We start from the raw sequence: 21,932 nt of genomic DNA, 5'->3' as shown, positions 1-21,932 counted from the left end.
CGAGAAAGTACATTGCTTGATTGTTACATACACTCTCAGTACTGCCTTTGAATCAAAATTAGCCATAATCTGTTAATCAAGCAAAAATACTTTAGAGGATGTTTGAAAAGTCATGATTGATGTATCAAATATTTTTTACCCCTCCCTAACCCTCCCCTTGTAAAAGGGAGGGAACCGGATTTTTCTTGTTTCCCCCCTTTATAAGGCTACGGTGTACACACAAGTACTATCTGAAAGGGTTTCAGGCGTTATAGACCCCTTAAATTGTCATTACGAGCGCAGTGATAACGGAGCGAAGTAATCACATAATCCCGTGAGTTAAAGCGATTGCTCCGTCGTTCATCCTCGCGGAGGACAGGCTGACAGAGCGATCGCACAAATCCTATTGCTAGAGGACGAAATCAAGTGTCAGGTGGAATTTCACGACTTGTGTGTACACCGTAGCCTTTATAAGGGGGGACTAAGGGGGGTAAAAACGTAATTAAAATCACAGTCAACCACTTTTCAAACAACCTCTTAGAAAGCTTTTCCGAAATCAAGAGTAATTTCTTTGATTGTATAATTGATGATACTAAGCTTTTGAGACTAAATCCACCTTTTTGCTTTAGTTCCTACATTATTAGCTATAAATATATGAAAGTAGTTTTTAGCACACTGAGTATTGTGTCAATAATAGCTACGACTATAACAGTAGAAAATATATGGGTAGCAAGTGCAACTCCTCAAATAGCGCAAACACAACGTTCAACAATTAACAGTCTAATACCTTTGGCATTACCTACTAGTGCAGATGTATGGTTCAAAGATGGAAAATCCATCACTGGGCAATTAACAGATTTTAATTCCCAAAACCAAAAAATTCAGATTTTCCGTGCTGGCACACCTCGCTCGGTTCAGCTTAGCCAAGTACAGCGAATAAGTTTTAGACGAGATGCATTAGTTTATCTCGGTGGTGAAGGGCGAGTAATCCGAGGAGAAGATCGGACAAAAGCAACACAAAATATATGGGGAAATATACCAATAGATGCGTTTCGGTTAATCGACTCAAAGCAAGGGCAAGCTAGCGTAGACCTATCAAAAGTAATGAATCAAAAACAACTACGTGGTATTTTGGGAGTAGCACAGGACAGTTTATATGTAGTGGATGAGATGGAATTTCAACCAGGTAAAAAGCTAACGATTAAGGTGACACCAACGGATCGATTACAAGCTCGTTAACTCAGATTTCATAACTGCAATCCATCAAACTGCTTTGTGACTGCAACGGCGTTGCTGATTAAAAATGAAACAGCTAGGTAGAGTTTTGCTGGCAATAGGAATTGGCTTGGCTTGTGTGGTAATGGAGCCAAGCCAATTAGCAGTTTGGGGACAAACTAACAATTCTCAAACTCAACAAGCACAAAAACTGCTGGAGCTTGCAATAGAGCAAGCAAACAAAGGACAACCACAAAAAGCTATTGCTACTCTTGAGCAAGCATTATTGTTGGCACAGCAACAAAAAGATAGAAAACTGGAAGCAGTTATTCTAGCTTGGATTGGCTTCAACTACAGAAACATTGGACAGCCAAAGTTGGCATTGGATTATTACAACCAATCTCTGCCCATTACAAAAGAAGTAGGCGATCGCACTGGCGAAGCTAGTACTCTGTCCAATATCGGTTTAGTCTACGCCAATATTGGACAGCCAAAGTTGGCATTGGATTATTACAATCAATCTCTGCTCATTAGAAAACAAGTAGGCGATCGCGCTGGTGAAGCAAAAACTCTCAACAATATCGGTACTGTATACGCTGATATTGGGCAGCCAAAGTTGGCATTGGATTATTACAACCAATCTCTGCCCATTAGAAAAGAAGTGGGCGATCGCGCTGGTGAAGCAAAAACTCTCAACAATATCGGTTTTGTCTACGCTGATATTGGGGAGCCAAACAAAGCATTGGATTATTTCAACCAATCTCTGCCCATTACAAAAGAAGTGGGCGATCGCGCTAGTGAAGCTACTACTCTGTCCAATATCGGTACTGTATACGCTGATATTGGGCAGCCAAACAAGGCATTGGATTATCACAACCAATCTCTGCCCATTACAAAAGAAGTGGGCGATCGCGCTGGTGAAGCTACTACTCTCAACAATATCGGTTTTGTCTACACCAATATTGGGCAGCCAAAGTTGGCATTGGATTATTACAACCAATCTCTGCTCATTACAAAAGAAGTGGGCGATCGTGCTGGTGAAGCTACTACTCTCAACAATATCGGTTTTGTCTACGCCTATATTGAGCAGCCAAAGTTGGCATTGGATTATTACAACCAATCTCTGCTCATTAGAAAACAAGTGGGCGATCGCGCTGGTGAAGCTACTACTCTCAACAATATCGGTACTATCTACGCCTATATTGAGCAGCCAAAGTTGGCATTGGATTATTACAACCAATCTCTGCTCATTAGAAAACAAGTGGGCGATCGCGCTGGTGAAGCTACTACTCTCAACAATATCGGTTTTGTGTACGCTGATATTGGGAAGCCAGACAAAGCAGTTGAACATTTCAAGCAATCACTAACTCGAATCTTGGAAATACGTGCCAACATCACCAAAGATGAACGGATCAAATTTTTACAGTTACAACAAGACACCCGTAACGCCCTCATTAATATCCTTATCAAATTGCATCAAAATAAAGATGCTTATGAATGGGCTAACTTTGTTACTACTGTTGATTTGGTTGATTACACTCGCCTCATTGATGCCAAAGTCAAAGACCCTGCATCTCAAAAAGCTATTAACGAGTGGAACCAACTCAACCAACAACTGCAATTACTTCGGCAAAACCTACAGCAACAATTTTCTGAACCCCTCTCAGGACAAATGCGCGAACTAGAAGCGCAAGTCTTCAAAAAAAGTGAAGAAATTTCCCAACGCTTTCCAGAAGTTGCAGAAATATTTGAAACCACTCCCACTGATATTAGTCGCCTACAAGCAAATATTCCTACTGGTACAACACTCATCCATCCTGTTGTTTTAACTGATACAAAGAATGCACCCAATACAATTGCCTTATTCGTGTTAACTAAAAACAGCTTGACAGTAAAGCAAGTCTCTGTTCCCAAGCAGTTTTATAAGTTAGTGAAACAAACTTATGAGCAACTGACTAATCGTCTAAAATATGAATATCTAGATAACTTGGAAAGTCTTTATAACCTACTGATTGCTCCAGTAGAATCTGAAATTCAGGCAACTAAGCCTCAACAACTTGGCTTCATTGCCAGCGGAGCTTTACGCTACATCCCCTTTGATACTCTTTATGATAGTAAGAACAATCAATTTTTACTAGAGAAATATCCTGTTAGCTACTTAACTCGTTTATCTACCCGTTCTTTTCAATCTCCCAAAACAAATCCTTCACCTGCTCAAAAACGAGTTCTGGCTTTTGGGAATCCATCTCCTAATGGTTTGCTCGCACTTACAAATGCAGAAATCGAAGTTAAAAAAATCGCTGATACACTCCCAGGAAGTAAATTCTTTACTGGTGACAAAGCAACTCTTGATTCATTTAAAATTTTAGCTCCTCAATTTCCTTTGCTGCATTTGGCAACACACGGCTGTTTTCAACGTGGTGGTTGTCTCAAATTAAAGCTCGAAGAAAATGTTTTAGTGTTTGCGGACGAAAAGCTCAAAATTGCTGATGCTGCTCGACTGGGATTAGAGAATGTTGATTTAATCACCCTTAGTGCTTGTCAGACTGCTCTACAAACTGATAATTCTGGCGAACCTATTATTGATGATAACGAAGCTTCGATTACTGGACTTGCTTATTTATTTGAGAGAGCAGGTGCTAAGGCTGTGATTGGTAATCTTTGGAGTATTGATGACAAAGCTACACGAGATATTATGGTTGAGTTTTACCAAAACCTCAATCAGGGGAAGAGTAAAACACAAGCACTACGCGAAGCTAAACTCACTCAGATTCAAAGGCACCCTTTTTTCTGGTCTTCTTTTGTTCTGATTGGTGACCCTAATTAACAAATTATTTGTCAATTAAATAGTATAATACAACTATGTTTTGATAAAACACTATATGCAAGATGCAGAATTTTCTACAACCACTACGAAAAAAGCAAGCTCTGTAGATGTGAATAACGATCTTGCTGAAGCAAACGTTATTGTTTCTAAACTTTCAGATGAAGCTTTGCTGAAAATGGAGGTGATTCAAAGTCTTTTAGAAAATAGCGATCGCACTACATACACACAAAAACTTAAGGAAGCGGCAGAGAAGCTTGGTAAATCAGTACGTACAGTGCGACGGCTGGTAGATAAATGGGAACAGGAAGGTTTGGCTGGACTGGCGCAAAATCAACGGGTGGATAAAGGGAAGCATCGAGTTGATGAAGACTGGCAAGAGTTTGTATTGAAAACTTATAAGGATGGTAATAAGGGAAGTAAAAGAATGACTCGCCAGCAGGTATTTATTAGAGTGAAGGCGAGAGCAGACGAACTGGGAGTTAAGCCTCCTTCCCACATGACGGTTTACCGGATTTTGCAACCGTTAATAGATAAAATTGAGCAAGCCAAAAGTATTCGTAGTCCGGGTTGGCGTGGTTCGCGGCTATCAGTTCAAACCCGTGATGGAAAAGATTTACAAATAGAACACAGTAACCAAGTTTGGCAGTGCGACCACACCCTTGTTGATGTTTTATTAGTAGACCAGCATGGCAAAATTCTAAGTCGTCCTTGGTTAACAACGGTTATTGATAGCTATTCGCGTTGCATTATGGGGATTAACTTGGGCTACGATGCACCAAGTTCTCAAGTTGTAGCTTTAGCGTTACGTCATGCAATTTTGCCCAAGCAATATGGTTCAGAATATGGGCTTAATGAACAATGGGGTACTTCTGGTTTACCGCAACACTTTTATACAGATGGGGGTAAAGATTTTCGTTCCAATCATTTACAGCAAATTGGGGTGCAGTTAGGATTTGTTTGTCATTTGCGTGATCGTCCATCTGAAGGTGGTAGTGTTGAGCGCCCGTTTAAAACTCTAAATACAGAATTATTCTCAACTTTACAAGGATATACAGGTTCAAACGTTCAAGAGCGACCAGAGGAAGCGGAGAAAGAAGCTTGCTTAACGTTGCGGCAGTTAGAGCAAATGTTGGTGCGTTACATCGTTGATAACTACAACCAGCGACTTGATGCTCGAATGGGCGACCAGACAAGATTTCAACGCTGGGAATCTGGTTTAATTGCAGCACCTGATTTACTTTCCGAGAGGGATTTGGATATTTGCTTAATGAAGCAAACACGGCGACAAATTCAACGCGGGGGATATCTGCAATTTGAAAACTTGATGTATAGAGGTGAACTCTTAGCGGGTTATGCGGGGGAAAGTGTTGTGTTGCGATATGACCCCAGAGATATCACAACGATTTTGATTTATCGCATAGAAGGGGATAAAGAGGTATTTATTGCTCGTGCTTATGCTCAAGATTTGGAGGCGGAGGAACTATCTCTAGATGAGGCAAAAGCTAGCAGCCGTAAAGTGCGCGAAGCGGGTAAAGCTGTGAGTAATCGCTCAATTTTGGCTGAAGTTAGGGAACGCGAAATATTCCAAACTCAAAAGAAAACCAAAAAAGAGCGTCAGAAAGTAGAACAGGCTGAGGTCAAAAAATCTAAACAACTTATACCTGTTGAGCCAGAGTCATCAGTAGAGGCAGTATCTATTGATAGCGAACCTGAGCCAGAGATGCCGGAAGTTTTTGATTACGAACAAATGCGTGAAGATTACGGGTGGTAAAAATGACTTTACAAGAAGCTCAAGCGATCGCCCAACAATTGGGCAATATTCCCGTTAATAGTGAAAAATTACAGGCGGAGATTCAACGATTAAATCGTAAAGGTTATGTCCCACTTGAACAAGTGCAAATTCTCCATGATTGGTTGGAAGGAAAGCGCCAATCAAGACAATCTGGGCGTGTAGTAGGTGAGTCGAGAACGGGAAAAACAATGGGTTGTGATGCCTATAGGCTTAGGAATAAACCCTCTCAAGTTGCAGGAAAACCCCCAACTGTACCTGTGGCTTATATCCAAATTCCCCAGGAGTGCGGTGCTAAGGAATTCTTTGGGGTAATTATGGAGCATTTGAAATATCAAGTAACTAAAGGAACAGTGGCAGAAATTCGAGATAGAACACTGCGAGTTCTTAAAGGTTGCGGGGTGGAGATGTTGATTATTGATGAAGCTGACCGCTTTAAGCCGAAAACTTTTGCGGAAGTGCGTGATATTTTTGACAGGTTAGAAATAGCAGTGATTTTGGTAGGAACTGATCGCTTAGATGCAGTGATTAAGCGGGATGAGCAGGTTTACAACCGTTTTCGGTCTTGTCACCGTTTTGGAAAGATGTCAGGGGAGGATTTTAAGCGAACGGTGGATATTTGGGAGAAACAAATACTGAGATTGCCAGTTGCTTCCAACCTTTCCAGTAAAACGATGTTGAAGACGTTAGGGGAAGCAACTGGAGGTTATATCGGTTTGATGGATATGATTCTCCGAGAGACTGCAATTCGGGCTTTAAAAAAAGGACTGCAAAAAATTGACTTGGAAACTTTGAAGGAAGTAGCTGCTGAGTACAAGTGATCGAAGTGGAAAATATTAAGCCTTGGCTGTTTAGAGTTCAACCATATCAAGGAGAAAGCCTAAGTCATTTTTTGGGACGCTTTCGACAGGCAAATGATTTAACCCCTACTGGGTTAGGTAAGGCAGCAGGACTTGGGGGTGCGATCGCACGTTGGGAAAAGTTTCGGTTTAATCCTCCCCCTTCTCGACAGCAGTTGGAGGCATTAGCTACTGTAGTGGGAGTTGAGGCAGATAGATTAACGCAGATGTTGCCTCCTGCTGAAGTAGGGATGAAGCTTGAGCCAATAAGGTTATGTGCAGCTTGTTATACTGAGTCGCCTTGTCACAAGATTGAGTGGCAGTTGAAGCTAAAGCAGGGGTGCGATCGCCACCAGTTAAGCTTGCTTTCAGAATGCCCAAACTGTGGGGCAAGGTTTAAGCTTCCAGCATTGTGGGTGGATGGATGGTGTCAACGATGTTTTCTGACATTTGCAGAAATGGCAGAATTTCAGAAGGCTATAACTAATGAATAAACAATTATTTAGGTAGTTTTTTATAATACGAAACGACTTCCATTTTCAGCTAGCCACTGTTTGCGTAATACAAAGTCTGGCAGAACACGCTCTATATATCTCCAAAATTGTGTATTGTGATGCGATTCATGTAAATGCACTAATTCATGAACGATAATATATTCAATAATTCGCGGTGGTAAAAGGATAGTTAACCAGTGAAAATAAAGATTTCCTTGACTACCACATGACCCCCAACGGAAACCCAAATCTCGGATTTTTATTATGCTGGGAGCTACCCCAAGTCTGGCAGAGAACAGGTTAAGCCGACGCTGTAACCACAGTTCAGCGTGTTGTGTGTACCAATGAATAAAATGCTCCCTAGCATGGTTATGTTCGTTAGACCTCAGCATGAATCGACCTTGGTAAAGGCGTAGAGGAGTTGCTAATTTTGGTGGTACTAGCAACAGTCGGTAACTCCGACCTAGATAATAAAATCCTTCACCGTTGACAAACTCTTTCTCAAACCGATTTTGGCAGAGTAATTCTTTTTCTGCTAATTTTGTATAAATCCAAAAGCGCTTCTGTTGGGCAATTTGCTCAATTATTTCCAGGGGACAGTCAGAGGGAGCGTTAAGGATTAATTCTCCACCCCGGTCAATGGTAATGCCTACAGTTTTGCGCTTGTCACTGCGGTGCAAAACAAAGTATAAGTCATCAATTACCAGAGACTCACTCATGTGGTTAATCTTGCATGGAGGGCTTTGGCTAATTCTACGATGCGATCGCTTACTGCTTGCTGTCGAGAGAAGGATATCACATCGTTGTCATCTAAGAAGCGGACAATCCACCCCCGCAAGACGTTTTGAGCGTGGGCATTTCTCCAGAAATCCACTATCCGAATTTCCTGACGGATATGTTCCACCATTTCCACTGTAATTGCTGCCAGTTTGTCAAGTTCTGGCTTGAGCAATTCCTGGTCTAAGCCAATTTCTTCTACTAGGATGCCTAAAAATGGTGCTTGGGTCTTGGGGTCAAGCTGAGTTTCATCCTCTGGACGACCTTGCCGCAAATCTTGAGTAAATTGGCGTAGTGCTTCCACCAATTCTGCCCATTTATCCTGAAACTTTTCTAGGATGTCTTCTAGCCGTTCGCTTAATTTTTTGTAATAGGCTGGGTCTTCCTGAAAGTTTTTGCTGATATGGTAGCGGGCAGCGTGTTCCATCTCGGATGCTTTGGCACGGTCTGAAGTTCGAGCGCTGACAGCACTCTCAAAGTCAGCATCCATAATCGAGATTGGCGGGACTTGAGGATCTATCCCACTGGCTACGATGTACTCATCTATGAGTTGCCGCACTTTATTTCCTGCGCCATAAAGATTGAGTTGGAAATCACGATAAAGGTTAGCGGCAGCTTTGTTGATGTAACCGAGAATTTTCGCGTCCCGTATGTAAGGTAATGCTTCTGGACGGGGCATGACAATATCTAAGCTTTCCAAGAACTGCTTCAGCTTCACTACAAATTCAGCGCGGATTTTCATGTCTCGCAGCAAATCAATGCAAGCATTGACATCAGCAATATCATGAATATCCTGTCCTTGGAAAACTGCAAGCACGCGCTGATGCCGATCGCCTAACTTAGGTAATTCATCCTTAAGGCTGATTAAAGCACTTTGGATATCTTCAGCACTATAAACTGCCAAGGCTTTTTTAAGATGTCGGGCAACCCCGTAGTAGTCTACAACAAAGCCACAGGATTTAGAGGAGTAGGTGCGGTTGACACGGGCGATCGCTTGTAATAATTCGTGTCCTTGCATTGAGCGATCCAAATACAAAACTTGCTCAATTGGGGCATCAAACCCAGTTAGCAGCATACTTTTGACAATGAGAAAAGCAAGACCATCTTGTTTGCTTGGCTCAGTATGCACTAGTGGTTTTTTAAAACGGTTGATGTACTCTTCTACTTTGGCTTTGTCACTCCACTGCTTCCAAGCTGGATTATCATTGTGTCCATTGGAAATTACAGTTGCAAACTCTAATTGTTTGATTTGCTCTATTCGAGGATAGATACGTGTTAAAAACTCAGTTTCGAGATTTTGCAATTGTTGAGAAGGGTTAAAATTCTCTAACTGAGCCACCAGTTTTTGATGTGCAGCAACAAAAGCTTGTTGATAACGCACTGCTGCCAGACGGCTGCTAGCAACGATTTGGGCTTTGAATCCATTAGGTAATACGGTATCAACATAATGGCGCAGCATATCCTCTGCCTTAGCAGCTATTAGCTTGGGAGCTTCCAAAACATTGCCTTCTGTGGCATATTTAGCACGGATTGCTGCTAATTCTTTAGGAGTGCGATCGCAAAACATATCCTCGAAGAGTTGATCTAGCGATCGCCCATCTGCAACCTCGGCTTCAGCCGTGCGTCCTTCGTAAAGAATAGGCACTGTTGCCCCATCTGCCTCTGATTGTTGAATGGTGTAGCTGTCAATAAAATCACCAAAAATTTCGTAAGTACGCTTGCGATCGCCTACCAAAATAGGAGTCCCTGTAAAGCCAATCTTGGCACAATTAGGCAGCGCTCTCATCAAATTGGCGTGTAGCTGACTAGCTTGGGTGCGATGGGCTTCATCCACCAAAACTAGAATATCTTCAGAATCGTTCAGGATGGGAAATTGGTCAGTTTCGGTTATTAGACGGCGTATATTTGGATTGATGTTGTAGCTAGAAGAATTTTCTGCGGCTTTGCGATCGCTAGGATTTCGTTTATTGGATGTGTATTGTAATATCGCTTTACTATCGTCGGTGCTATCCTCATCTCGCTGTTGATATTTCTGAATTGTGGCAAAGATTAAATCTGGACTAGATTGACGCAGCAGTTCCTTTAATTCGTCGGTGTTGCTTGCTCTTAGAACTGTTTCATTGGTAAGACTGGCAGTATTGCTAAGTTGTTTTTCTAGATCCACTCTGTCGGTTACTACAACCACTTTCAAACGACGTAAAGCTGCTAAAGTCCTCAGTTTTCGTACCAAGAACACCATTGTCAAGCTTTTGCCTGAGCCTTGGGTGTGCCAGATAATACCCCCCCGTTGGTCGTTTTCACCATTTTGACGGCGAGTTTGACCGTTTTGTAAGCGCCGAACTGCTTCCTGTACAGCTCTAAACTGCTGGTAGCGACCCACAATTTTGATATTCTTACCACCCGATTCCTGAAACAGAGTAAAGTTGCGAATAATATCAAGTAAGTGGGCTGGACGCAGCATTCCGGCGACTAAGATTTGCTGGCTGCTTAGTTTTGTCTCACCCAATGATGCTGCAACTTCAGCCATTGGCACGGGACTGGTGTCTTTCCATTCCAGGTAACGTTCATAGGATGCGCCAATTGTGCCAACTCTGGCTGCATGGAAAAATGTGGCAATCAAGAATTGGTTGTAATGAAATAGTCTTTCTGCCCCTTCGTCATCTGCAATTTCTTCGCGTTGGTTGGAGTAGCGCCGCAACTGGGTAATCCCTTCTGCCATTGGTTCTGTTGCGGAGGGGCTTTTGCACTCAATTACTACTAGCGGGATGCCATTTACGAATAAAACAGTATCAGGAACAATGTAAGTGCGGCCACCTGGAACATCTACGCGAAATTGGTTGATAATTAGGAAATCATTGCGTTCAGGTTGGTCAAAATCAATAAAGCGAACTGTCTGATCTCTACCACCATCGCGTTGCGGATCACCTTCTACTACAGTTCCTTTAAGTAGCAAATCTGTGGCTATCTGATTTGCTTCCATTAGTTTGGCTGTTCCCAAACGTTCTAGAGTACCGATGGCTGTGTTGATTCGACCATCGTCGAGCCAGGGTTGTCTTTTGTCATCAAGGTTTATTCTGCGAATGGCGTTATGAAGTCTTTTCATCAGCAGCACTTCGCGGAAGTTTTGCCGTTCAGTTAAGTAAGGAACATCAATATCACCCTCAATATATTGCCAACTCATGAGTTGAAGTTGGTTAATTAGAGGGAGTTCAACCTGCGTGTACTCGTTTAACATCAGAGGTGAAGACGAGTTATTTTTTATTCCATCATATTAGTTGAATTTATGGTCAACCAGTTTTGTTCACCTAAGCGTTGCCAAGCTTTCCGAATATGTTCGGGTTTAAATAACTTGCGTTTACGATCACTCCATTTATGTACAAGGGCGATCGCTTCTTCACTATCTTTTGCTGGGTTGGGGTGTTTGGTAGCTACCCAGTGAACTGTCGCTAATAATTCCATCCCATAAGGCGTTTCAAAGCCATATATCAGCTTGCTAACTCGCTCTAAATGCTCTTGGGCTTCTGTTTCTGTTTCTAAAAAAGTCTTTGCTGCTTTTCTACCTTCTGGCAATACATAAATGCTAGCTCTGCCAGTACCGTCACCATAACCAAGAATGTAATGACCTTCTATATGTTTTAAAACTTGGTTAAGGTTGTCAGCGTAGGGGCCATATAAATGCTTTTGATAGGGTAACTTGAGCAATTCCCCAGCTTCTTGGAGAAAATAGGCAAGTTTTTGAATTTCTAGCTTGGTTAACTCATAGCCTGGAATACCGTAAGCTTCCAGCAAGTGAATGATTAAGGCCCTACCACGGGTCATGTTGGGCTTTTTACTTGCAACCAGCATCTTTTCTGCTGCTGGTGCGCCTGATGGCTCAAAAATAATCACTTGCACATTAGGCAGTTGGGCAAATGCTGATTTGATTAAAGGCTTAACTTCTAGCCAGTTTAAGCCACCGTTGCCACATCCTAACGGGGGAATGGCAATTGAGGTAATACCCAATCTTTGCACTTCTGCAACTAAGGCCACCAGTCCACTTTTAATGTCAGCTATTTTTGACTTGCTTTTCCAATGGGCTTTAGTGGGGAAGTTAATAATATATTTGGGATTAAACAGGCTACCTGTTGCCACGGTAAACATCCGCCCTGGCTGCACTTCTCCCGCACGACAGGCTTTTTCGTATTGACGGAAGTTTTCAGGATAAGCTTGCTTAAATTGCAAGGCGATACCTTTACCCATGACACCGACATTATTAACGGTGTTAACTAGGGCTTCGGCGTTTTCTGCTAATAAGTTGCCTTGCTTAAACTCAATCATCTCCCTTCACTGGCTATATATATATGTACTATAATTGTACTTTTATCTCAAAACTTTTAATAGTACCATTTAGAGCAAACTTTTATTGGAGTTTGAATGTTAATTTTATATAACATTTCTCTAACTTGTGTTTGAATTGTGGTGTTAATGACTCCAATTTCTTGAATTAGTTGCCAGGGAAAAAACTGATGCACTAAAAACTCGGCTTGTCGTCGGCGTTTTCTGTCCCCGTCTTCTTCTGTATCAGCCCAGTAGGTGGCTTCCATTATTTCCCAGTCAATTAGTTTATCTGCATACAAATATTCAAGTTCATCAAAAAAAGCTGTATATTCCATAGCTGCGTGTCCGTCCGTACCTACAAAAGATAGTCCCGCAGCATCAACAGCTTCTGCACTGGAAACTAAATGGAGAATTGGTGTTTGTCCACCACTATATTTGTCTACACTCTTTTTGTGATTGGCGTAGAGCATGGGAGAGCGAGGGGCAAAATAGAACGGTACATAATCGTGTAAAGATCCACCAGCACCACAAGGAACACGAGTCATTCCTCGTCTATCTTGGATGTGTCCATAAGCAATAAGCTGTTACGCAGCTAGATTGTATAATATTAGATTAAGTAATTAATTTAGTATCAGCCATCTATGCCAGCAAAAAATCATCTTTCCCAAGAGCAGAAGGAAAGGCTACTAAAAACGCTAAAAGAGCATGAAAATCCCTACGTAAGAGAAAAGATTCTGATTTTATTATTAATGAATGATGGAAAAACTTATCAAGAGATTAGTAAGTTTTTAGATATTGCATATCCAACAGTAGCATATTGGGCAGTTCACGGCGATCCAGATAACCTAGAAAGTTTTTTAGATGGAAGAAGAGAAGGGAACTTCCGCAAAGTTACCAAAGAATATGAGGATTTATTATTAGAAATAATTGAAAAAGAGCCACTAGAGTATGGGTATGAATTTGGTCGTTGGACAGCAGCAAGACTAGCTACATACCTCGAAAAGATAACAGGAATTAAGTTAAGTGGTTCACAAGTTGGGAGAATATTAGAGCGAAAAAAAGTACGTTTACCTTTGGGCAAAATACAGCCTAGAGGACAAACAGAATCCTGAAATGCGTAAGGCATTTAAAGAAAAAATTGTCAGAATACTTAAGAATAACAAAGGAAGCCCCAGAGCGTTTACAGGTATGGTTTTGGGATGAGAGTGGATTTAGTTTAAGAGTGATAAGAAGAAAAAAACTGGGGTAAGAAAGGTACAAGGAAACAAATCACAGGTCAAAGAAGAAGAGGAAGAGTAAATATTATGGGAGGGTTACGTTATCACGACAAGAAGAGAATGAATTTTGTGATTAAAAAAGGAAATGCCGATGTATTTTATGAGCAGCTTCAATCTTTGAATAATTTTCTATTGCAAGAATGGATAGAGCAAGGAAATAGAATTGAGACTTTCAATAAATGTTCTGCGAAAATAGTGATTATCTTAGATAATGCCAGCTTCCATAAAAGAAAAGATATTTTAGTTCGTATCAAGGCAGAAATGCCAAATATTATCCTGGAATTTCTACCACCTTATAGTCCAGATTATAATTTGATTGAATTGGTTTGGCATTCAGCAAAAGAATATATAGCTCATAGATTGTTCGAGTCAGTATCACAGCTAGAAGAGTTGTTAAATAAATTGTTAAATGAAGGAGGTCTTATTATTAAATGGGAACGCAAAATTAAAAATAAAGGTAATGCTGTTTATTAAATTTAGCTGCGTAACAGCTTATCAGCCTCGCTCAGTTGATCTTCATCCTCTATTTCAGGTTCTTCACTTTCTTCATCACTCTTTTTATTGGCTGCTAATTGGCTTTCTAACTCAGCTTTTTTTAACTCATATTCTGCTAACTCCTGTAAATAATCTGGCAATAATCGCACCACCAATTTATGGCTTAAAGGGTCAGAACGATTACCGTTTTTATCATCACTATCCAAATCTGCACGAATTGTCTCTACCCAACCTTCTATCAAACCATCAAAATTTTGAGCAGCAATCGTTTTGAGGTCATACTGAATTTCATCCCACCAGCTAGCAATCACTCCATTCACCTGAAATTCATCCAAAAACAGAAGCATCTGTTCCTGGATTGCCTCTTTTCGTAGAGCCTCAGCCTTTGCTTCTATTTGATTCTCTACTAAACCCTTAAAGTTTTGATTGGCAGCAGTTGCAAAAGTGTTTTGGTTATTATCTAACCATTCAGTCATTGTTCCTGCCACTTGGTAAGGTTCCAAAATTTTTATAGGACGAAGTGCCTCAGTAAAAGATGTGAGAAAATCAGCACGAATTTCCATCACATCCTTTTTTTCTGGTAACTTCAACAGCCTGTCTTCGTGAGTTTCCCACCAATTAAGAAAAGCATTCTTTAGCCTTTTTTCCTGCTCTACTATGCCAGGGTTTGATTCCAAAATCTCCTTAATTTGATTTCGTTCCGACAGTGTAGACACAAAATCAAAATAATTTTGATTCCGCTCCACAAACAAAGTACCGGGGTCAAAACCATGAGCAATAAACGGTTCCTGTTTAGCTTCTACCTCAGCTTTGGGAATACCTCCTAAAAGATGCGCTCTTACATCATGGGGTTCTGGAGGTGGAGCATTGTCAGCATAGCGGCGAATATTACAGTTGTAATCATTAGTGGCTAAATATTCCTTAGTCACCACTGCTGCATAACCAGGTACATTCACAAACGCTTCAAAAGTCGAGACAATTTTTTCAATATGCTCCGGCTTCAGGAAATTCTGTGCCCGCCCTGCCTGATATTCTGCATCAGCATTAATAAACAGAACCTTACCTCGACGTGACTCAGGCTTTGCATCTTTTGAGCCTCGCATCACCAAAATACAAGCTGGGATACCAGTACCATAAAACAAATTCGGTGGTAAACCAATCACTGCTTCTAGCAAATCATCTTCAATAAATCCTTGACGAATATCCTTTTCCACCCCACCTCGAAACAATATCCCATGAGGCATCACTGTCGCCATCATTCCTTGAGGTCGCAACACCGCTAGCATGTGCTGCACAAACATCAAATCCCCTTTTTTGCCATTTTCAGGACAGAAGCCATAACGGAAACGCCCCTCGAATTTTAACTCTCTCCTAGAATAGTTTTGACTAAATGGTGGATTACTGATTACACGATCAAAACGCATCAATTCCCCACCTTCTATATGCAGTGGGTTAGCAAGCGTGTCATCATTCTCAATAAAAGCATCGGGAATACCATGCAAAATCATGTTCATTTTGCAAATTGCCCAAACGCCCCATTAGCTTCCTGACCGTAGAGACTTAAATCTTTGGCATTTGCATTTCTTTGTGACTCCTCTAAATACTCTTTAGAGAGAATTAGCATACCGCCTGAACCAACACAAGGATCATAGATTCGCATTTTCTGTTGTGGTTTGAGCAATCGCACCATTAATCGTGCCACATCGCGGGGTGTATAAAATTCACCCCCTTTCTTGCCTGCGGAGTCAGCAAAATGTCTAATCAAATACTCATAAGCTGCACCCAGCAAATCAGGAAATTCAAAATCCTCATTGCGGAGACGATATTTACCAAAATGCCGAATTAAATCCCGCAATTTTTGATCAGGAACTCTGGTTTTACCCATTGTCTTATTAAAGTCAATATGGCTAACAACGCCTTCTAAAATTGGATTTTCAGTTTCCAATGCACCCAAGGCTTTATTCAAGCCATTACCAACATCATTATGTAATTCTTTTTCGATATAAGACCAACGTGCCCGATCTGGGACAAAAAAAGTCTCGGCATAATAAGCAGGTGACTCAGCACGTTGCTCTGCTTCTGCTAAAGTGCGTCCCTTAGCTATATTTGCTTTGATAACCTGCTCGCGTTGCTCCTCAAACACATCAGAACAACGTTTCAAAAAGAGCATTCCGAAAAGATATTCTTTGTAATCAGAAGCGTCCATTTTTCCACGCAAAATATCAGCTGCTGCAAACAAATGACGTTCAAGTTGAGGTAGTGTTATTTTTCTCATAAATACATAGTTAATATACTCAAGACACCTGCCCCAAGACCAAATACTATTGCAAAAAAAATAATTTTATTTAATTATTCCTAATAATTAGGTTAGCATCGTAGTGGACTAAAGTCAATATTATTAACATCTTTGTACTAAAATCTAACTCGAAGTTTTGTTTAATTCTTAATGAAAATATGATAAAAAATATAGGTTTTTTTATTGATTAATAAATTTTTGCGGAATACTTAAAAATCAAAAAATGGATAAGCAGGTTTACGTATATTTTCAAGGATAGAATATATTAATTTTCAATATAAATAGTCATTATCAATTGACATATAATCTAAACAAAAATATGTACTTGTCAATTATTGGGGAGCGAATCACTATGTAAATTTTAATAGCAATTAGTTAATTAATAATGATTAACTTTATCGTCAAATATATCTAAAAAATAATTAGCGAATAAGGATATAATGTTTAACTCTTTTATCTAACAGATTTAAGCTTATCTAAAAGAGCTAATGCACGGAGCGATCGCATATTAAAAATCTTATAATTAAACTTTCCCCAAAGATAATTTATGGGGAGTCAGCCACCTGAAACTAATATCAATGTCATTTCCTGATGAACTAGTACATACCCTCAATCATTTGTAAAAATTCTTTCACAACTTCATTTGGCTGCTTCTCACACTTTTTAGAGTCAAAACGTTCGACCACTCGTATTCCATGAAACCGGAACAAGCGTTCTCGTTCTTGTTCCTCTACTCGTCTTGAAGGCGTGTGCCAAGGCCCGTCAACTTCGAGAATACCCCACTTACCTTGGTGGCAAACTATAAAATCTGGTTCTAGATTCCGTCTACCTTCTGGTGAATTGAGCCGGGCTAGACTATTTGGCATGAACAGTACTCCCGCGCGATCTAATGCTTTTGCAATTTCTATTTCAGATTTTGAGCGATAGCGCAGTCCTTCCCAGGTGTAAAGCCGCCATTTTGGATTGAACAAAATTCCTTGATTGCTGATCTTTTTGTCAGCAGACTGTAAATCCTCTGGCATTTTGGCTCCATCAAGCACTACTCCTTCCAGGTTGACTCCATCTAGTTTTGTTTGAGATAGGTCAACTCCTCTCAAGCTTGCACCTGCTAGCTTGGCGTTACTCAAATCTGCCCCACGAAGAATTGTATAACTGAGGTCGGCATTACTTAAGTTTGCTTTTATTAAAAAAGTAATAAATAGAATTGCACTATTTAGATCCGCTGAATCTAAATTTGCTTGATGCAATCTCGCCAAGCTTAAATCCGCTGCAACCAAACAAGCATTTTGTAATTTAGCCTTCTCTAATCTAGTTTGGCAGAGATAGGCGTTACTCAAGTCAGCCTCACGCAGGTCAACTCCACACAAATCTGTTTTAACAAGACAAGCTTGTTTCAAATTTGCACCATAGAGATTTACTCCTCTCAAATCTTTTCCTTGAAGATTAGCTTGTGATAAATTCTCTCCACGGAAATTTTTTCTGCCATCTATCAACTCACACATAAATTCATCTGCATCCATTGGTAGTGGCATTGGAGAACCTCTATTTAGACAACACACCAACCATCAGTAATTAGTTATGTAACATAAATATGTTAATTTTGCATATTTTTGCAACGGCTGTAGCCTCCCAACATGGGAGGTTCAATCTACTCGGTTAGGTACAAAGCATTTCTCACACGCCTGCGCGAGGCGCGACTTGAAGCTGGACTAACTCAAATAGAAGTTGCACAAAAGCTGAATCAGCCTCAGTCCTATGTTTCAAGGTGTGAATCGGGAGAGAGGAGAGTAGACGTAGTAGAGTTAACAGACTTTGCAATGATTTACAAAAAACCCTTAACCTATTTCGTTGACTTTACAACTGAAAACGAAAATCACTTAAAGTTAACGTAATCAGTATCTAGTCAAAAATATTCAGCTCATTTCACTTGTGCAAAAAGGCAACCACTTAATCATTTTGTGAGTCATTTAGATCGCTTGTCTCTTGTAATCCTTTACGGCATAGGATTTCTGGTCAAGTCTGACAAGTCAAAGCAGTTGACTTAATTTTCTCCAGTTAATAGCCGTGATTCCACACGACTATAAATTAGGTCAAGCCATACAGGAATCACTGGTAGACCATCACTTAGGTTTAAGATCGCCCGTTCCCGGTTAAACTCTACAAGCTCAAGCGATTGCGTTTCCCAATTCCACAACAACATAAAACGCCCACCTTGACCTGAGTTTAATAACTCAGGTTCTTGTTCTTTGATCTGTCTGAGGGTTCGACTGGCTAAGTCAAAATTTAGCCCCAGAGACAGCCAATACGCCATTGCTGCCAGTTCTATTAAGTTAGACCGCGAATAGTAAATGCTTCGCCCAATTCCCGTATCACCAATCACGGGGACAACTACTTCTTTCTCTCGCCAATACTGCAACTGCCGAAGGGTGCAGCCTGTAATCTCAGCAGCTTGTTTGCTTGTAAAAAATTCTTCCTGCATGAGATTTATCTTACAGAAGCAAGTTATTATACATATATGTTTTTATTGAACTTATTTGTTCAACTGTGGCATGAGCCAAATTACGATTCAGTGTCGTCTAGTAGCCAACGCCAATACTCGCCAACAGCGGCAGTTAATGGCAGATAAAAACACGCCACTAATTAACGAACTATTGCTTCATATTTCTCAACATCCGGACTTTGGGACATGGCGGCATCAAGGTAGATTCCCGATTAGTACAGTTAAGCAAGTGTGTGAAATGCTCAAAGCAGACCCGCGCTTTATTGGCCAGCCTGCACGGTTTTACACGAGTGCAACTACATTGGTTAACTACATCTATAAATCATGGTTCGCGTTGATGAAGCGATCGCAGTTCCAACTAGAAGGCAAAATTCGCTGGTTGGAAATGCTCAACAGTGATGTTGAATTGGTAGAAAGTAGTGGTGTCAGCTTAGATAGTCTTCGCACTAAATCTGCTGAAATTTTGGTTCAATTTGCTACTCTCAATACTGCTGAAACTCAATCAACGAATGTAAAAAAAGCTAAAAAGCGCAAAAAAGCTCAAAATTCAGATAGCGATCGCAATTTATCAAAGAATTTATTTGAGACTTACCGCAACACAGAAGATAACTTGACTCGTTGCGCCATCAGCTATTTGCTCAAAAATGGTTGCAAAATCAACGAGAAAGAGGAAGACGCTAAAAAATTTGCTCAACGTCGCCGTAAACTTGAAATTCAGATTGAACGCATCAGAGAACAGCTAGAAACACGAATTCCCAAAGGTCGAGATTTAACTGCTGCCAAATGGTTAGAAACTATTGTTGTTGCCACTCACAACGTTCCAACAAATGAATCCGAGGCAAAATCTTGGCAAGACAGCCTTTTAAGGCAATCTAGCAAAGTACCTTTCCCGGTAGCTTACGAAACTAACGAAGACATGACTTGGTTTTTAAACCAGTTTGGGCGCATCTGTGTAAAATTCAACGGTTTGAGTGAGCATAGCTTTCAAGTCTATTGTGACTCTCGCCAACTCCACTGGTTTCAACGTTTCCTAGAAGATCAGCAAATTAAGAAAAATAGCAAAAATCAACACTCTAGTAGCCTATCCACCCTGCGTAGTGGGCGTATTGCTTGGCAAGAAGAGGAAGGCAAAGGCGATCCTTGGAATGTTAATCGCTTAACCCTCTACTGTTCTGTAGATACCCGCCTATGGACGACTGAAGGAACGAATCAAGTAAGGGAAGAGAAAGCCGAAAAAATCGCTAAAATTATCACCAATACAAAAGCCAAAGGCAAGCTTAATGAAGAACAGCAAGCTTATATAAAACGGAAAAACTCCACCCTAGACAGAATTAATAACCTTTTCCCTCGCCCCACGAAACCTTTATATAAAGGGCAATCTCATATTCTTGTTGGTATTAGCCTCGGCTTAGAAAAGCCTGCAACGCTAGCGGTAGTAGACGGCACTACAGGTCAAGTAATTACCTATCGCAGCATCAAACAACTACTGGGTGATAATTACAAACTGCTAAATCGACAGCGACAGCAAAAGCATTCCTTATCCCACCAACGCCAAATAGCTCAAACGCTTGCTGCACCAAATCAGTTTGGAGAATCGGAGTTAGGGGAATATATAGACAGATTACTAGCGAAAGAGATTATTGCGATCGCCCAAACATACTCTGCCGGAAGTATTGTTCTACCTAACTTGGACAATATGCGTGAACAAGTTCAAAGTGAGGTTCAAGCCAAAGCTGAACAAAAATCAGACTTAATAGAAGTTCAACAAAAGTATGCCAAACGGTACCGAGTTAGCGTTCATCAATGGAGTTATGGCAGATTGATGGCAAATATTCACTCGTCAGCTGTTAAAGCTGGAATTGTTATAGAGGAGTCAAAACAGCCAATTCGAGGTAGTCCACAAGAGAAAGCGAAAGAATTAGCGATCGCAGCTTACCATTCCCGCAAAATAAACTGATTGACAAAACATCGAACCTTGACAATAAAATAAGGAAATTCAACAGCGCCGCAGTTCATGCTTATACAAGCCTCTGTGCTGTGTAAATTTGGGTTAGTTTGACTGCTGTTAAACAGTCTTGCTTTCTGACCCTGGTAGCTGCCCACCTTGATGCTGCTATCCCTTGTGGATAGGAATTAGGTGCGCCCCCAGTAATAGAGGTGCGGGTTTACCGCAGTGGTGGCTACTGAATCACCTCCGACCAAGGAGGAACCCACCTTAATTATTTTTTGGCATGGTAAAGCGGGGGCGATTTCCCTGGGACTCCTGCCAAAACTTTAAATCGCTTGTTTAATAAGGTTTATAGCCTTTAATGTGTCAGTTAATTTACTTTTTTAAGTATTAACTGACGGGCGATTTTGGGAGACGTGACAAAAATGCCTTCATAACGATTGGTAAATCAAGGGTTTGAAGCGCAGAGTTTCAACACCCCTCCCAGCTAGAGGCGGGTTGAAAGCGACGAATACAAATCTCTGCAAAAAGCTTTGTGTTTCAACACCCCTCCCAGCTAGAGGCGGGTTGAAAGTTGACCGTCTGCGGCGAGAGATAACGACCTCGGTCCTTTCAACACCCCTCCCAGCTAGAGGCGGGTTGAAAGTAGTGTTTGGGGGAACCCCACGGAACACGGAGAGTTTCAACACCCCTCCCAGCTAGAGGCGGGTTGAAAGTGCATCGCCTTCAACTGAAGAGAAGGAAAATGTTGAGTTTCAACACCCCTCCCAGCTAGACTTTCAAGGATAGGGGTTTAAAAATCTCGAAAATAGTTGAGAAAATTCTCAACTGTTTAACATGGTTTGGTCGTTTCAGGATTTAAGCATTGGTTGAAATAGTCAAAAAATGACTAAATACAAAACCCCTACCCTTGTAAGTCCCAGCTAGAGGCGGGTTGAAAGAGGCGAGAGATGGCTGTTTTTGCAGAAGCGATCGGTTTCAACACCCCTCCCAGCTAGAGGCGGGTTGAAAGTGCGGAATACGAAAAGGACTATTGGCAGCGGATAAAGTTTCAACACCCCTCCCAGCTAGAGGCGGGTTGAAAGGTGTTGATATCAGTTTACGAATTTATAACAAAAGATTTTTAGAAAAGGGTGGGTTGAAAGCGAATCCAGTTACGTCCTTGTTAGACTGGTATTG

General features: G+C 41.0%; 15 protein-coding genes and 1 pseudogene. 8 read left to right on the top strand and 8 right to left on the bottom strand.

Annotated elements, in window-relative coordinates; all coding sequences use genetic code 11:
* The first annotated feature begins 633 nt into the window (after nt 1–633).
* The 5 genes from HUN01_RS19270 to HUN01_RS19250 all read left to right on the top strand — a co-directional run bounded on the left by HUN01_RS19270 (nt 634) and on the right by HUN01_RS19250 (nt 7,143).
* Nucleotides 634–1,218, top strand: coding sequence for a hypothetical protein (locus HUN01_RS19270; protein WP_181927546.1), 585 nt, complete (start codon nt 634–636; stop codon nt 1,216–1,218).
* 64 nt (nt 1,219–1,282) lie between these two features.
* Nucleotides 1,283–4,021, top strand: a complete 2,739-nt coding sequence (locus HUN01_RS19265; RefSeq protein ID WP_181927545.1) for a CHAT domain-containing protein — start codon at nt 1,283–1,285, stop codon at nt 4,019–4,021.
* A gap of 55 nt (nt 4,022–4,076) precedes the next feature.
* Nucleotides 4,077–5,792: a Mu transposase C-terminal domain-containing protein gene (locus HUN01_RS19260; RefSeq protein WP_181927544.1), complete on the top strand. Its 1,716-nt coding sequence runs from the start codon at nt 4,077–4,079 to the stop codon at nt 5,790–5,792.
* 2 nt (nt 5,793–5,794) lie between these two features.
* Nucleotides 5,795–6,631: a TniB family NTP-binding protein gene (locus tag HUN01_RS19255; protein WP_181927543.1), complete on the top strand. Its 837-nt coding sequence runs from the start codon at nt 5,795–5,797 to the stop codon at nt 6,629–6,631.
* Nucleotides 6,631–7,143 (top strand): TniQ family protein, encoded by a 513-nt coding sequence (locus tag HUN01_RS19250; protein WP_181932738.1) that lies wholly within the window; start codon nt 6,631–6,633, stop codon nt 7,141–7,143. The genes HUN01_RS19255 and HUN01_RS19250 overlap by 1 nt, the downstream gene beginning before the upstream one ends.
* A gap of 20 nt (nt 7,144–7,163) precedes the next feature.
* Here the strand turns inward: HUN01_RS19250 and HUN01_RS19245 are convergent, their stop codons facing one another.
* The 4 genes from HUN01_RS19245 to darT all read right to left on the bottom strand — a co-directional run bounded on the left by HUN01_RS19245 (nt 7,164) and on the right by darT (nt 12,782).
* Nucleotides 7,164–7,862 (bottom strand): M48 family metallopeptidase, encoded by a 699-nt coding sequence (locus HUN01_RS19245; protein WP_181927542.1) that lies wholly within the window; start codon nt 7,860–7,862, stop codon nt 7,164–7,166.
* Nucleotides 7,859–11,101: a type I restriction endonuclease subunit R gene (locus tag HUN01_RS19240; RefSeq protein WP_238845473.1), complete on the bottom strand. Its 3,243-nt coding sequence runs from the start codon at nt 11,099–11,101 to the stop codon at nt 7,859–7,861. Before HUN01_RS19240 ends, HUN01_RS19245 begins: the two co-directional genes overlap by 4 nt.
* A 77-nt stretch (nt 11,102–11,178) precedes the next feature.
* On the bottom strand, nt 11,179–12,237 hold the full coding sequence (gene darG, locus HUN01_RS19235; protein WP_181927540.1) for a type II toxin-antitoxin system antitoxin DNA ADP-ribosyl glycohydrolase DarG: 1,059 nt from the start codon (nt 12,235–12,237) through the stop codon (nt 11,179–11,181).
* 56 nt (nt 12,238–12,293) lie between these two features.
* Nucleotides 12,294–12,782 (bottom strand): type II toxin-antitoxin system toxin DNA ADP-ribosyl transferase DarT, encoded by a 489-nt coding sequence (darT, locus tag HUN01_RS19230; RefSeq protein ID WP_181927539.1) that lies wholly within the window; start codon nt 12,780–12,782, stop codon nt 12,294–12,296.
* A 96-nt stretch (nt 12,783–12,878) separates the two neighbouring features.
* Here darT and HUN01_RS19225 point away from each other — a divergent pair.
* Nucleotides 12,879–13,988, top strand: a pseudogene (locus tag HUN01_RS19225) (IS630 family transposase).
* Nucleotides 13,989–13,990: 2 nt separating this feature from the next.
* On the opposite strand, the gene HUN01_RS19220 reads toward HUN01_RS19225, so the two are convergent.
* From HUN01_RS19220 to HUN01_RS19215, 3 genes are all read right to left on the bottom strand, one after another.
* Nucleotides 13,991–15,523, bottom strand: coding sequence for an N-6 DNA methylase (locus tag HUN01_RS19220; protein WP_203219487.1), 1,533 nt, complete (start codon nt 15,521–15,523; stop codon nt 13,991–13,993).
* Nucleotides 15,520–16,284 carry a type I restriction-modification system subunit M gene (locus HUN01_RS36165; RefSeq protein WP_203219486.1) on the bottom strand — a complete coding sequence of 255 codons (765 nt, stop codon included), beginning with the start codon at nt 16,282–16,284 and terminating at the stop codon, nt 15,520–15,522. Before HUN01_RS36165 ends, HUN01_RS19220 begins: the two co-directional genes overlap by 4 nt.
* 617 nt (nt 16,285–16,901) lie before the next feature.
* Complete coding sequence (locus HUN01_RS19215; protein WP_181927538.1) at nt 16,902–17,837, bottom strand: pentapeptide repeat-containing protein; 936 nt, start codon at nt 17,835–17,837, stop codon at nt 16,902–16,904.
* Between the two features lie 102 nt (nt 17,838–17,939).
* On the opposite strand from HUN01_RS19215, the gene HUN01_RS19210 reads away from it, so the two are divergent.
* Nucleotides 17,940–18,197: a helix-turn-helix domain-containing protein gene (locus HUN01_RS19210; RefSeq protein ID WP_181927537.1), complete on the top strand. Its 258-nt coding sequence runs from the start codon at nt 17,940–17,942 to the stop codon at nt 18,195–18,197.
* 149 nt (nt 18,198–18,346) lie between these two features.
* Here the strand turns inward: HUN01_RS19210 and HUN01_RS19205 are convergent, their stop codons facing one another.
* Nucleotides 18,347–18,784, bottom strand: coding sequence for a MerR family transcriptional regulator (locus HUN01_RS19205; protein ID WP_181927536.1), 438 nt, complete (start codon nt 18,782–18,784; stop codon nt 18,347–18,349).
* 70 nt (nt 18,785–18,854) lie between these two features.
* Between HUN01_RS19205 and cas12k the strand changes: the two genes are divergently transcribed.
* Complete coding sequence (gene cas12k, locus HUN01_RS19200) at nt 18,855–20,762, top strand: type V CRISPR-associated protein Cas12k (protein ID WP_181927535.1); 1,908 nt, start codon at nt 18,855–18,857, stop codon at nt 20,760–20,762.
* Nucleotides 20,763–21,932 lie beyond the last annotated feature (1,170 nt).

Origin of the sequence: Nostoc edaphicum CCNP1411 (assembly GCF_014023275.1) — a bacterium.
Lineage (GTDB): Bacteria > Cyanobacteriota > Cyanobacteriia > Cyanobacteriales > Nostocaceae > Nostoc > Nostoc edaphicum_A.
Note: the sequence above shows the minus strand (reverse complement) of the source record. Positions and strands in the feature narration are given on the sequence as shown.